This is a genomic window from Cupriavidus necator, from assembly GCF_013141915.1.
GTDB lineage: Bacteria > Pseudomonadota > Gammaproteobacteria > Burkholderiales > Burkholderiaceae > Cupriavidus > Cupriavidus necator_B.
The window spans coordinates 89,149-101,591 of sequence record NZ_SROX01000012.1 but is presented as its reverse complement, the minus strand read 5'-3'; the positions used below and the strand labels follow the sequence as shown (position 1 = coordinate 101,591).

Here is a 12,443-nt window from a genome sequence, read left to right as displayed (position 1 = left end):
AACAGGAGACGAACGTCATGCAGACGACAACGCGGGCAACAGTGGTCACCGAGGCCAGGACCTCGGTGCGCTGGAAGATTTTTTTGATGATGCTGTTTCTCATCGCGATCAATTACATCGATCGCGCCTCGCTGTCGGTGGCGATGCCGCTGATCGCCAAGGAGTTCGACCTCAGTCCCACCATGCAGGGCCTGATCCTCAGCTCCTTCTTCTGGACCTACGCGCTGATGCAGGTACCGGGCGGCATGCTGGCCGACAAGTACAAGCCGCGCATCGTGATTGCGTGCGCCACCGTGTTCTGGGGCATTGCCCAAGCCGTGGCGGCATTCACCACCAACGCGACAGCACTGCTGCTCACGCGGCTGGGCCTGGGCGCGGCGGAGGCGCCGATCTACCCGGCCGGCGGCAAGCTCAATGCGATCTGGATGACGCAGAACGAGCGCGGCCGCGGCGCCACCCTGCTGGACGGCGGCGCGCCGCTGGGCGCGGCACTGGGCGCGATCATCATCACGTGGCTGATCGCCTCGCTGGGCTCATGGCGCCTGGCCTTTATCGTCGCCGGCGTCGGCACGGTGCTGGCCGGCGCGCTGGCCTGGTACTACGTGCGCAACTCCCCGCGCGAGCACCGCGGCGTCAATGAACTGGAAGCACGCTACATCGAGGAAGCGCTGGCCAATGAACACCGTGCCGAGCCGGCCAACCTGTCAGGCCGCGCGCTCGACTTCTTCAAGTACCGCTCGGTGTGGTGCATGGCGATCGGCTGGATGTGCTTTAACACCGTGTTCTACGGCCTGCTGACCTGGATGCCCAACTACCTGAACAAGGTGCACGGCTTCGACATCAAGCAGATGGGCGGCGCCAGCTTCATCATCTTCTTCAGCGGCTTCGTCGGCGAACTGATCGGCGGCTGGATCGCCGACAAATGGAAGGAAGCCGGCGGCCGGCCCAATGTGGTGATGCGCACGCTGTTCGGCATCGCCGCGGTAGTGGCCACGGCATCGATCTTCTCGGTGGCCTATGTCACCGACCCGGTGGTGGTGGTCGTGCTGCTGTCGTCCACGCTGTTCTTCCTGCGCTGGTGTGGCCTGTTCTGGTGCGTGCCGTCGATGCTGGGCACGCGCAACAAGGTCGGCTTCCTGGGCGGCGTGATGAACCTCGGCGGCAATATCGGCGGCATCTCGGTGCCGATCATCGTCGGCATGATCGTGCAGTTCACCGGCTCGTACTTCCTCGCGCTGATGTTCTTCGCCGCGGCCGGCGTGGGCCTGCTGCTGGCTTCCACCGCGATCGACTACGAGACTAAGATTCCGGTCTGAAGATCCGTCGGATCACCGAGTTCCGCAAAGAAACCCGCGTAAGGCGCCGGCAACGTCCCGGCGCGCGCACTTACTCCTGAGACAAAAGCAAATGACCAAGCAAATCCGACTCGGCATGCTGACGCCGTCTTCCAACACCGCGCTCGAACCGATTACCAGCGCGATGGTCGCCGGCCTGCCCCATGTCAGCGCGCATTTCTCGCGCTTCACCGTGACCGAGATCTCGCTGCGCGACCAGGCGCTGGGCCAGTTCAACCTGGACAAGATCCTGGCCGCCGCCAGCCTGCTGGCCGACGCGCGCGTCGATGTCATCGCCTGGAACGGCACCTCTTCCGGGTGGCTGGGCTTCGACAAGGATGAAGCGCTGTGCAAGCAGATCACTGAAGCCACCGGCATCCCGGCCACCACCTCGGTGCTGGCGCTCAACGAGATCCTGGAAAAGACCGGCGCGCGCAACTTCGGCCTGGCCACGCCGTACCTGGACGACGTACAGCAACGCATCATCGCCAACTACGAGCGCAGCGGCTTCCACTGCGTCGCCGAGAGCCACCTCGACCTGCACGTCAACTACAGCTTTGCCGAGGTCGAGGAAGACACCATCCGCGACATGGTGCGCGGACTGGCGCAGCACCAGCCGCAGGCCATCACCACGTTCTGCACCAACCTGCGCGCGGCACACCTGGCCGAAGAACTGGAGGCTGAAACCGGCATCCCGCTGTACGACACCATCTCCACCGTGGTATGGAAGTCGCTGCGCCTGTGCGGCGTGGACACGCGCGAACTGCGCGGCTGGGGCCGCCTGTTCCGCGAAGTCGAGTAAGCCGGCGTCAGAAGTCCTGTGCAGATCTGCAATGCGCGTCCGCAAGGACGCGCATTGCTGCACAAGAGCCGCGATCCTAGACTGCCTGCACGGCCGCCACATGGGCGTGGCGGCCTGGCAACCACTACAGGATCGCGATGAAGCTCTACTACACTCCCGGCGTCTGCTCGATGGCCGTCCATATCGCGCTGCGCGAAGCCCGCCTGCCGGTCACGCTGGCCAGGGTCGACCTGCACCACCACAAGCTCGCCGTGCCGGAAAACGGCACCGACGACTACTACACCATCAACCCGCGCGGCTACGTGCCGCTGCTGCAGCTGGACGACGGTTCCCGCCATACCGAAGTGGCGTCGCTGCTGCAATACATCGCCGACCTGGTCCCCGAACGCGCGTTGCTGCCCGCTACCGGCACCCGCGAGCGCCTGGAAGCCACCGGCTGGATCACGCTGGTGTCGACGGAATTGCACAAGGTCTTCAGCCCCTGGCTGTGGCACAAGGAAACCGCGCAAAGCACGCAGGACGAATGCAAGGCCAAGCTGCACCGCCGCTTTGCCGAACTGGACCAGCACCTGCAAACCCGCCAGTTCCTGACCGGCGACGCCTTCACGGTGGCCGACGCGTACTGCTTCACCATCGTCGGCTGGGCCCGCATCCTGAAGCTGCCGCTCAACGACTACCCGGCGCTGCAGCAATACCTGTCGCGCGTTGCCGCGCGGCCCGCGGTGCAGGAAGCGATGCGGGCGGAAGGACTGGTGCGCGACTGAGCCCGGCCGCGCGACAAAGCGCTGCTCAGCGTGGCGCGCCGAGCAGCGCTTCGATCTTGGCCACCAGCGCCTTGTCGTCCGGTGCGGTGCGGCTGCCGTAGCTGGCGACCACCTTGCCGTCGCGACCGATCAGGTACTTGTAGAAATTCCATTTCGGCGCGGTGCCGGTCTGCCTGGCCAGCAGCGCGTACATCGGGTTGGCCTCGCTGCCGCGCACGTGCGACTTGCCGAGCATCGGGAACTTGACGCCGTAGGTGTTGTAGCAAAAGTCCGCGATCTCTTTCTGCGAGCCCGGCTCCTGCGAGAAGTCATTGGACGGGAAGCCCAGCACCACCAGCCCGCGCGCGCCGTACCTGGCGTACAGCGCCTCGAGTCCTTCGTATTGCGGCGTGAAGCCGCAATAGCTGGCGGTATTGACCACCAGCACCACCTTGCCCGCGTACTGGCACAAGTTCTGTGGCGCATCGTCCTGCAGGCGCGGGAAGGTGAAGTTGAGCGAGGCCGGGCAGGCGCCAGCGGCGCCAGGGAGGGCAGGGACGGCAGGCGGGTCGGCGGCACGCAGCGGTGCCGGCAACAGGCTTGCGCTCGCCGCCGCCAACATGACGGCGGCGGACAGGAAAACGGACTGGCGGGAAGGCAGGGGGCGAGGGCGCATGGCGACGGGGCTCCGGTGGTCGGCTCGCGGTATCGGGTACGCGTAGTTTACGCCGATGGCGGCCTGCCGGATGCGACGCGTGTTCCGTCCGCTCAGTCCCTCAGTCCATTGCCAGCGTGGCGGCGTGCTCGGTGACGCTGCTGCGCAGCTCCACGTCCGGCATGCGGCGCACGATCAGCAGCGCCAGCACTGCCGCTGCGGCACCCACCGCAAAGATCAGGTGAAAGCCGGATTCGACGCCCCCGGCCAGCACCGCGCGCACCGATGGCGACAGCTGCGCGAAGGCCTCGCTGCCATGGCGCAGCGCGCCCAGGTCCAGCGCTTGCGTGATTCCCGAGGCCGCCAGCGCATGGCGGAATTCCAGCGTCAGCAGCGTGCCGGCCAGGGCGCCGCCCAGCGCGCTGCCGAGCGAGCGCAGCACCAGCAGCGCGCCGGTGCCGGCGCCGGTATCGCGGCGCTCCAGCGTGTTCTGCACGCTCATGAGCGTCGACACCATGGTGATGCCCAGGCCCACGCCGGCCAGCGTCATCGCCCCCAGCACCACCGCCAGCGGCACGCCGGGGGTCACCAGCGCCAGCACGGTAAGCCCCAGCGCGCCGGCGATATAGCCCGCGGTCAGGATGCCCCGCATGCGGCCCACGCGCGGCGCCAGCCACGCCACGATGAAATTGCCCGCCACCGTTGCCAGCAGGAACGGCATCACCAGCAGGCCGGAGGTCGACGCATCGGCGCCGCGCACCAGCTGGAAGTGCAGGGGCAGGGCGAAGATGCACAGGAAGATGTCGAGCGCGGCCAGCGCCGACGCGGCCACCCCGAGCACATAGGCACGGTTGGCGAACAGGCGCGGCGGCAGCATCGGGTCCGCCGCGCGGCGTTCCTGCCAGGCCAGCAGCAGCACGGCGGCGACCGCGGCCAGCAGCAGGGCGGCCAGTTCCGGCGAGAGCCAGTCGTAGACGTCGCCGCCCCAGCTCATCGCCAGCAGGAAGGCGACGATGGCTACCGCCAGCAGCAGCGCGCCCAGCCAGTCGACTCGCGCACGCCCGCCGCGCGCGGGCAGCATGGCCAGCCCGCGGTAGCACATGAACATGGCCAGCAGGCCCAGCGGCACATTGACCCAGAACAGCCAGCGCCACGACATGTGGTCGGAGACCCAGCCGCCCACCAGCGGTCCGGCGATCGACGCCACCGCCCACACGGTGGCCAGGTAGCCCTGGTAACGCCCGCGCTGGCGCGGCGCCACCACGTCGGCGATAGCGGCCTGCGCCAGCGACATCAGCCCGCCGCCGCCCACGCCCTGCAAGGCGCGAAACAGAATCAGCTGTCCCAGCGTCTGCGCCAGCGCGCACGCAACGGAGGCGCCGATAAACAGCGTGATCGCCACCATCAGCAGGCGCCGCCGCCCGAAGCTGTCTGAAAGCTTGCCGTACAGCGGCGTGGTCACCGTCGACACGATCAGGTAGGCCGTGACGATCCAGGACAGGTGGCCGAAGCCGTTCAGGTCATTGGCGATCGCCGGCACCGCGGGGATCACCACGGTCTGGTCGAGCGCGGCCAGCAGGATGCACAGCACGATGCCGCCGATCACGCGCATCACCGCGCGGTGATCGTGGACGGGCAGGGCGGTGGTGTTGCCGGGGGTTGGCGAAACAGGCGATGCGGCGGAAGCGGGCGAAGACATGGGCAAGCACAAAGCCGCAGCAATGTGCGGCGAAAGCAACGTCGAATGCGGGGAATCTCGGCCGGGAACCGCGCGAGGGGGGCGTGATGCCGGGGCGGTCGGCCTAATTCAGCGAACGCATAATTATATGCGGCCAGCGCATATCGTGCTTGCGGCGGGATCTGGCCGGTTGGACACGGGCCCCCGCGGCAGCCGCTGCCTTCGCCATCAGGGCCGGGCAGCGACCCATGAAACGCTAATGTCCGCCGCCGGTGATGTAATGCTCCAGCTGCTCGATGATGAACTGCTGTTCGGAAATGATGTCCTTGACCAGGTCGCCGATCGACAGCATGCCGATCAGTTCGTCACCCTGCATCACCGGCAGGTGGCGCAGCCGGTGCCGGGTCATCAGCGCCATGCATTCGTCAGTGGTCTGGTTGGCGCTGACGTAGATGACGGCGTTGGTCATGATGTCGCGCACCAGCGTCTCGCGCGAGGTGCGCTGCATCAGGATCACCTTGCGCGCGTAGTCGCGCTCGCTGAGGATGCCCTTGATTTCGCCATGCTCGATCACCAGCAGCGCACCGATACCTTTCTCGGCCATCAGCTGCAGCGCGGCGTAAACGGTCGCCGTGGGGGGAATACTGTAGATGGCCTGACTCGGCTTGGACTCCAGAACCTGGCGTGCGGTTTTCATCACCAACTCCTCTTCCGTCTAGAAACATGCGGCTGGCGCTACCTGGCTTGTTGCCAATGGAACCAGAGTAGCAAAGGAATGCGCCGGCTTACAGGGTGACTTACGCTAATCTTTGTAAGCAAGGTGTGTGGCGCACCCATTACTGGCGGTTGGCGACTTACTCCGCCAGCAGCCGCACTTTCACCTTCTTGCCCTTGACCTTGCCGGCATTGAGCCGCTTCACCGCCTCGCGCGCGATGCTGCGTTCCACGGCGATATAGGTCGACATGTCCAACACGTTGATCTTGCCGATCTGCTCCTTGGCAAAGCCGGCCTCGCCGGTCAGCGCGCCGAGGATGTCGCCGGGGCGAATCTTCTCCTTGCGGCCGCCCAGCATCTGCAGCGTCACCATCGGCGGCAGCAGGCGGTCCGTGCTGGCCGGCGTCAACTCCGCCAGCGGATGCCATTCGAACTCGCCGCCGTGGTGCTGCTCCAGGTTGCCCACGCGTCCCATCTCGTCCATGCTGACCAGGCTGAAGGCCCAGCCCTCCTGGTCGGCGCGCCCGGTGCGGCCAATACGGTGCACATGGACTTCCGGGTCGGGGGTGATCTCGACATTGATCACCGCCTCCAGCTGGGCGATATCGAGCCCGCGCGCGGCCACGTCGGTGGCTACCAGCACCGAGCAGCTGCGGTTGGCAAACTGAACCAGCACCTGGTCGCGCTCGCGCTGCTCCAGTTCGCCGTGCAGCGCCAGCGCCTGGTAGCCCTGCGCGCGCAGCAGTTCCACCAGGTCGCGGCAGCGCGCCTTGGTATTGCAGAAGGCCAGCGTGCTGGCCGGCCGGAAGTGGTCCAGCAGCCGCCCCACCGCATTCAGGCGCTCGCCTTCCTCCACTTCATAGAAGCGCTGGCGGATGGTGCTGTTGTCGTGCGTGGCCTCCAGCTTCAGCGACTTTGGCTGGCGCAGGAAGCGGTGGCTGAGCTTGTCGATGCCGGGCGGGTAGGTCGCGGAAAACAGCAGGGTCTGGCGCTCCTTGGGGCAACGGCTGGCCACATAGGCGATATCGTCGAAGAAACCCATGTCAAGCATGCGGTCGGCCTCGTCCAGCACCAGCGTGCTGATGCCGGACAGGTCCAGGCTGCCGCGATCGATGTGGTCCAGGATGCGGCCCGGCGTGCCGACCACGATATGCGCGCCGTGGATCAGGCTGTCGACCTGCGGGCGCATCGGCGCGCCGCCGCATAGCGTCAGCACCTTGATGTTCTCTTCGGCACGCGCCAGGCGGCGGATTTCCTGCGTAACCTGGTCGGCCAGCTCGCGCGTGGGGCACAGCACCATGGCCTGCACGTCGAAGCGGCGCGGATCGAGCCGGTGCAGCAGCGCCAGCCCGAACGCCGCGGTCTTGCCACTGCCGGTCTTGGCCTGCGCCACCAGGTCCTGGCCCGCCAGTGTGATCGGCAGGCTGGCCGCCTGGATCGGCGTCATTTCGTCATAGCCGAGCTGCGCCAGCGTGGCGAGCATGGCGGGCGACAACGGCAGGGCGGAGAAAGCGGTGCCGGCTTGCGGCTGGGCGGGGGTCGAGTTCATGCGCGATTATAGCGATCCGGCGTCAGGCATCCGCATCGGCGGGCGGCGTCCAGCCCAGCCGCTCCAGCAACGCCTGCGCGGCGGCCGGGGCGCGTTCCTTGGCACCGTTGATGAAGAAGATAAAGACCTCGCGCTTGCGTGCAGCGGGCTTGCGGTCTTCGAGCATCGGCAAGTCGTCCGGCTGCGCGCCTCGCGCCCACGACTGCGCGCGTTCGGCCCATTGGTCGAGCGCCTTCGGACCATAGCCGGTCTTCAGCTTCTCGCTGCTTTCCATCAGTCGGGCGTAGACGAAATCGGCGGTCAGGTCCGGCATCGACGGGAATTTATGCGAATCCGTAAAGACCGTGGCGGCCTTGTACTTGCGGGCGAGCTTCAGGTAATCCGGCGAACGGAAGCTGGGGTGGCGCACCTCCAGCACATGGCGCAGCCTTACGCCTTCCACCGAATCCGGCAGCAATTGCAGGAAGGCCTCGAAGTCTTCCGCATCGAACTGCTTGGTCGGGGCGAACTGCCACACCACCGGCCCCAGCTTGCGGCCCAGTTCGGCAATGCCGCTGTCGACAAAGCGCGCGATCGAGTCGCCTGACTCCGCCAGCACGCGGCGGTTGGTGGCAAAGCGCGAGGCCTTTACCGCAAAGACAAAGTCATCGGGGGTTTCGTCGCGCCACTTGGCGAATGAGGTGCGCTTCTGCGTGCCGTGATAGGTGCTGTTGATTTCGATCGCGCTGAGGTGGCGGCTGGCGTAGGCCAGCTCGCGCGATTGCGGCAATTTCGCGGGATAGAAATTGTCGCGCCACGGCGCGTAATTCCAGCCGCCGATGCCCACGCGCACCAGCCCGGCCGGCGTGGCGGCCTTGCGCGATGGCGCGGTCGATGCTTTGGACGCGGGCCCTGCGGGTACTGCAGGCATGGATGCGGCCTTCGCCGCGGGGCGTGCTGGCATGGCGCGGTCTCCCGAATCGCGAGACTGGCAGTCTAGCGGGAATCCGAGCCAGGCGGGTGACGGCGCGCCTAAACCGATCGCCCATGAAAAAACCGGAAGAGGGCAAACGCCCCCTTCCGGCCCGCTCCCCGATCCCCCGGGTTCAGAACGAGAAATTGAGCAGCGCGTCCGCGATGTTGACGTCCGCGGGCTGCGTCTGCGCGGCACCGGTGATGCTGGTGGCCTGGATGCTGTACTTGCCGGCCGCGGCGCCGTCCGGCGACAGCGGGATCGGCAGCGCGGCCTGATAGGTGCCGATTACCGGCGCGGCCACCGGCAGCGCGGGTTCGGCCGCAAACAGGCTGTAGGCGCCGGTATCGCTGGCCGCCGCGGTCGCGGCGATTTCAAAGGTACCGCCGCTGACCAGTTGCAGCGCGCGCAGCGTGGCCTCGGCCGAAGCCGGCGCCACCACGCCCGAGACGCGGCGATAGGTCGATGCCGGCAGCGTCATCGGCGCCGCGGCGGTCGAGATCGCCGTAGGCGTGCCCACCACCACCGGCACGCCGCGCACGATGCCCGCCGCCTTGGCGTTGGCCGCACCCGGCACCACCACCACGTCGACCGGCCCGGCCGTGCTGCTTTGCTCGATCGGCGACAGCCGGAAGCTGCCGTTGGCATCCGCCACGGTCGACTTCACCACCACGCCATTGCGCTCGGCATAGACGCGCGCCCCCGGCGCCGCGGCCACCACGCCGTTCACTTCGCCGCTGACGGTCGTCGGGATTGCGGTCACTACCGGCTTCAGGCCATAGGTGCCATTGCCACGCGTCACCACCGACTTGCATGCGTCGAAGTCCAGCACCAGGTCGGTCAGCGTGTCGCGCGCCACGGTGAACGGACGGTTGATCTTGATGCCGGACTGCACCGCGCTCGGCGTATCGAGCGCCTGCTCGGCGCCGCCGACCGGCACCACGGAATTCGCCAGCGCCGACGCGCCGCTGCCGCGGTTGGCATCCAGCACCAGGCGTACCTGCTGGTAGTTGCCAGCCGGCAGCGCGGTCTGGCCCAGCACCGTCATCACGCCGTTGGTCAGCGACAGCAGGTCGATCTTGCGTGCGGGCACGACGTCGATATCGACCCAGCCCGCGGCCGTCGTATCAGCGCTGGCGCTGCTGTGCACGCGCACCTTGTTGACGGTGACGAAGACATTGTTGAAACCGCAGGCCGGCGCATCGGTCATCGAGACCTGAAGCGTGCCCCGTCCGGCGTCATCATCGCCACCACCGCCGCCGCAGGCAGCCAGCGCAAGCACTCCACTGAGGGCCAGCAGACGCAACGGCGCAGAAGTATTAGAAAGGACTGACACGGTAGTTTCTCCGCATTGTTGTTTGTGGGGTGATCGGAGCATATGTTGCGGTTCGCATAATCGTTGTAAATCTTTGTAATACGTTGTGAAAAAGTCCCCGCATTGTCTGCATGTCCGGTCATGCTTGTGCCGTAACCAGCAACAGGCATGCCGCCGGGGTTTCCACGCAACGCCGCACGACTTCTGCTGCGTTCGCCCCCTTGCGCCGCCGCCGGCCATTCGGGGCTGCCGTTGCGCCGCAGCGCGCGGCTTATTGCGCTGCATTGGCGTGCTGCGGCAAACCGCACCAGCCCGCGCCCCATTTGCCAGACGTGCGGGTCCGCAATGCCTGCGCGCCGCCAGCAAAGCGCCGGCTTACTCACGATTTCCCCGATTGTTTTGTCAAAGCCTTCGTATCGCGCGCGATATCGATCACATCGCCCAAAACGGCTGACCGCGCTACCGTAGACATTGGGGTGGAAATGCCACGCTGCAGACCGCTGCAAACGCCCAAACGATTCCTTACGAAGGATTCCCGTTGATGTTCCCTACCATCCGCGCGCGGCCTTACGTCGACGCGGTCGCGACGCCATGGATGCGGTCGGCTCCGGCGACGGCGACCCGACCGAGCGCCGCCGCCACCGGCAACGACGACGTGGCGCAGAGCGCGGCGCTGGTGGAGCAGTCAACCACGGCGGCAGCGACACTGCAGGCGCAGGCCGGCAGCCTTGCGGGGGCGGTCGGGAGTTCAGGCTGGACTGATATCCCGAGCCGTCATCGCGATCTGGACGGAGGCGCGGCTGTGCGTTCGCGCCGGCCGCCAATCGCCCCGGTCGCCGCCGCCTGCACGATACGCCGGAAGGTCGGGCATTCCATATGGCTGGGCGCCGGGCAAGCCGCCGCGTGCCGCAGCCCATCCCGCATCGCCGTGAGCTTGCGGATGGTCCGGTCCAGCTCGTCCGCCCTGGCGGCCAGCCTCTGCCGGTCGATGCGCGGGCGGCCCTGCGGCGAGAACATCTGCGCAATGTCGTCAAGCGAGAAGCCGGCGGCCCGCCCCAGCGCGATCAGCGCCAGCCGCTCCAGCACGCCCGCGTCGAACACGCGCCGCATCCCGCGCCGGCCGATCGACGCGATCAGCCCCTTTTCCTCGTAGTAGCGCAGCGTCGAGGCCGGCACGCCGGCCTGCCGGGCCACTTCCGCAATATCCAGGCTTTGCACCGCTTGACCTCAAGTCGACTTGAACTGGCACAGTGTAGCTTCCAACCAGCAAGGGGATACGACCATGGGCGAACAACGGCAAACCAGCGGCAATGGCGGCGAACAGGCCGCACTGTGGAACGGCGCATCCGGGCATGCGTGGGTCGAGCACCAGGGACTGCTGGACGACATGCTGCGGCCCTTGGAGGCACTGCTGGTCGAAGCCGTGGCCCGGAACCGGCCGCAGCGCATCCTCGATGTCGGCTGCGGCACGGGCAGCACCACGCTGGCGCTGGCACGGCGAGTGGGTGCGCAGGGCCGCTGCACCGGCATCGACATTTCCGCGCCGATGCTCGCCGCCGCACGCGCACGCGCGCAGCGCGAGGGCGCCAACGCAACCTTTGTCCATGCCGATGCGCAGGAGCACGCCTTCGCCGCGGCAAGCTTCGACATGATCGTGTCGCGCCTGGGCGTGATGTTCTTCAACGACCCGGTGCGCGCCTTCGCCAACCTGCGCCGGGCTGCGACGTCCGACGCCACGCTGCACTGCATCGCCTGGCGCAGTGCCGCCGACAACCCCTTCATGACCACCGCCGAGCGGGCCGCCGCACCGCTGCTGCCAAAACTGCCGGCGCGGCAGCCAGGTGCGCCGGGACAATTCGCCTTTGGCGACCGCGAGCGCGTGCTGTCGATCCTGCAGGCGAGCGGCTGGAGCGATATCGACATCCGCCCGACCGACGTGACCTGCACGCTGCCGGAGCCCGCCCTGGGCGGCTACCTGTCCCGCCTCGGTCCCGTGGGGCTGGCGCTGCAAGGCGCCGACGCCCCCACGCGCGATCGGGTTATCGACACCGTGCGCGCCGCATTCGCGCCCTACGTGCATGGCGACACCGTGCGCTACACCGCCGCATGCTGGACCATCACGGCCCGCGCGACCGCGGCCACTTCGCCCGATGGCCACAACGCAAACCATGCCGGATAGCACCACCGCAATGCTGCTCCATGCCACCGTGGTCGGCACCGGCGCCACGCTGGTCATGGATGGCTGGGCCATCCTGCGCAAACGGCTGCTCGGCGTGCCCGCCTTGAACTATGGCCTGGTCGGCCGCTGGCTCGCCTGGCTGCCGCGCGGACGTTTCCGCCATCACCCCATCGCCGCCACGCCAGCGGTGCGCGGCGAGCAGGCCATCGGCTGGGTCGCCCATTACCTGACGGGCATCGCGTTCGCGGGAATATTGCTGGCGTTATGGGGCCTGGACTGGGCACGCCATCCGACGCTGGCACCGGCCCTGATGGTCGGCATCGGCAGCGTCACCGCGCCATTCCTGGTGATGCAGCCGGCGATGGGTGCCGGTATCGCGGCCAGTCGCACGCCACGGCCCTTGGTGGCGCGGATGCATAGTCTGGTGACGCATGCGGTGTTCGGGGTGGGGTTGTATGGGGCGGGTTGGGTGCTGCGGCTGGTGACCGAACAAGGCTGGCCATTGGCGTGAGCACATCCCC

12 protein-coding genes are annotated in these 12,443 nt (G+C 67.4%); 5 read left to right on the top strand and 7 right to left on the bottom strand.

Going from position 1 to position 12,443, the window contains the following annotated elements:
- Positions 1 to 17: 17 nt before the first annotated feature.
- The 3 genes from E5S69_RS21095 (at position 18) to gstA (ending at position 2,900) form a co-directional block, all read left to right on the top strand.
- Positions 18 to 1,316, top strand: coding sequence for an MFS transporter (locus E5S69_RS21095; RefSeq protein WP_171516573.1), 1,299 nt, complete (start codon positions 18 to 20; stop codon positions 1,314 to 1,316).
- Positions 1,317 to 1,407: 91 nt separating this feature from the next.
- On the top strand, positions 1,408 to 2,136 hold the full coding sequence (locus tag E5S69_RS21090; protein ID WP_171516572.1) for a maleate cis-trans isomerase family protein: 729 nt from the start codon (positions 1,408 to 1,410) through the stop codon (positions 2,134 to 2,136).
- A gap of 137 nt (positions 2,137 to 2,273) precedes the next feature.
- Positions 2,274 to 2,900, top strand: coding sequence for a glutathione transferase GstA (gene gstA, locus E5S69_RS21085; RefSeq protein WP_171516571.1), 627 nt, complete (start codon positions 2,274 to 2,276; stop codon positions 2,898 to 2,900).
- A 25-nt stretch (positions 2,901 to 2,925) separates the two neighbouring features.
- Here gstA and E5S69_RS21080 read toward each other — a convergent pair whose 3' ends face one another.
- The 7 genes from E5S69_RS21080 to E5S69_RS21050 all read right to left on the bottom strand — a co-directional run bounded on the left by E5S69_RS21080 (position 2,926) and on the right by E5S69_RS21050 (position 10,961).
- Positions 2,926 to 3,555 (bottom strand): glutathione peroxidase, encoded by a 630-nt coding sequence (locus E5S69_RS21080; protein WP_171516570.1) that lies wholly within the window; start codon positions 3,553 to 3,555, stop codon positions 2,926 to 2,928.
- Positions 3,556 to 3,655: 100 nt separating this feature from the next.
- Positions 3,656 to 5,233 (bottom strand): MDR family MFS transporter, encoded by a 1,578-nt coding sequence (locus tag E5S69_RS21075; RefSeq protein WP_423766658.1) that lies wholly within the window; start codon positions 5,231 to 5,233, stop codon positions 3,656 to 3,658.
- Between the two features lie 235 nt (positions 5,234 to 5,468).
- Entirely contained in the window at positions 5,469 to 5,909 is a 441-nt protein-coding gene (locus E5S69_RS21070) for a CBS domain-containing protein (RefSeq protein ID WP_116335791.1), read from the bottom strand.
- Between the two features lie 157 nt (positions 5,910 to 6,066).
- Entirely contained in the window at positions 6,067 to 7,476 is a 1,410-nt protein-coding gene (gene dbpA, locus E5S69_RS21065; protein WP_171516569.1) for an ATP-dependent RNA helicase DbpA, read from the bottom strand.
- 22 nt (positions 7,477 to 7,498) lie between these two features.
- Positions 7,499 to 8,419 (bottom strand): DUF72 domain-containing protein, encoded by a 921-nt coding sequence (locus tag E5S69_RS21060; RefSeq protein ID WP_171516568.1) that lies wholly within the window; start codon positions 8,417 to 8,419, stop codon positions 7,499 to 7,501.
- 142 nt (positions 8,420 to 8,561) lie between these two features.
- Positions 8,562 to 9,764 carry a DUF4382 domain-containing protein gene (locus E5S69_RS21055; RefSeq protein ID WP_171516567.1) on the bottom strand — a complete coding sequence of 401 codons (1,203 nt, stop codon included), beginning with the start codon at positions 9,762 to 9,764 and terminating at the stop codon, positions 8,562 to 8,564.
- A 753-nt stretch (positions 9,765 to 10,517) separates the two neighbouring features.
- Positions 10,518 to 10,961: a MerR family transcriptional regulator gene (locus E5S69_RS21050; protein WP_171516566.1), complete on the bottom strand. Its 444-nt coding sequence runs from the start codon at positions 10,959 to 10,961 to the stop codon at positions 10,518 to 10,520.
- A 64-nt stretch (positions 10,962 to 11,025) separates the two neighbouring features.
- On the opposite strand from E5S69_RS21050, the gene E5S69_RS21045 reads away from it, so the two are divergent.
- Both E5S69_RS21045 and E5S69_RS21040 read left to right on the top strand, forming a co-directional pair.
- Positions 11,026 to 11,922, top strand: coding sequence for a class I SAM-dependent methyltransferase (locus tag E5S69_RS21045; protein ID WP_171516565.1), 897 nt, complete (start codon positions 11,026 to 11,028; stop codon positions 11,920 to 11,922).
- Positions 11,912 to 12,433, top strand: a complete 522-nt coding sequence (locus E5S69_RS21040) for a DUF2938 domain-containing protein (protein WP_171516564.1) — start codon at positions 11,912 to 11,914, stop codon at positions 12,431 to 12,433. Before E5S69_RS21045 ends, E5S69_RS21040 begins: the two co-directional genes overlap by 11 nt.
- Positions 12,434 to 12,443 lie beyond the last annotated feature (10 nt).

Excerpts from the sequence above, each read along its gene's own strand:
- E5S69_RS21095 (WP_171516573.1), top strand. The coding sequence starts at position 18 with ATGCAGACGACAACGCGGGCAACAGTGGTCACCGAGGCCAGGACCTCG.
- E5S69_RS21090 (WP_171516572.1), top strand. The coding sequence starts at position 1,408 with ATGACCAAGCAAATCCGACTCGGCATGCTGACGCCGTCTTCCAACACC.
- gstA (WP_171516571.1), top strand. The coding sequence starts at position 2,274 with ATGAAGCTCTACTACACTCCCGGCGTCTGCTCGATGGCCGTCCATATC.
- E5S69_RS21080 (WP_171516570.1), bottom strand. The coding sequence starts at position 3,555 with ATGCGCCCTCGCCCCCTGCCTTCCCGCCAGTCCGTTTTCCTGTCCGCC.
- E5S69_RS21075 (WP_423766658.1), bottom strand. The coding sequence starts at position 5,233 with ATGTCTTCGCCCGCTTCCGCCGCATCGCCTGTTTCGCCAACCCCCGGC.
- E5S69_RS21070 (WP_116335791.1), bottom strand. The coding sequence starts at position 5,909 with ATGAAAACCGCACGCCAGGTTCTGGAGTCCAAGCCGAGTCAGGCCATC.
- dbpA (WP_171516569.1), bottom strand. The coding sequence starts at position 7,476 with ATGAACTCGACCCCCGCCCAGCCGCAAGCCGGCACCGCTTTCTCCGCC.
- E5S69_RS21060 (WP_171516568.1), bottom strand. The coding sequence starts at position 8,419 with ATGCCAGCACGCCCCGCGGCGAAGGCCGCATCCATGCCTGCAGTACCC.
- E5S69_RS21045 (WP_171516565.1), top strand. The coding sequence starts at position 11,026 with ATGGGCGAACAACGGCAAACCAGCGGCAATGGCGGCGAACAGGCCGCA.
- E5S69_RS21040 (WP_171516564.1), top strand. The coding sequence starts at position 11,912 with ATGCCGGATAGCACCACCGCAATGCTGCTCCATGCCACCGTGGTCGGC.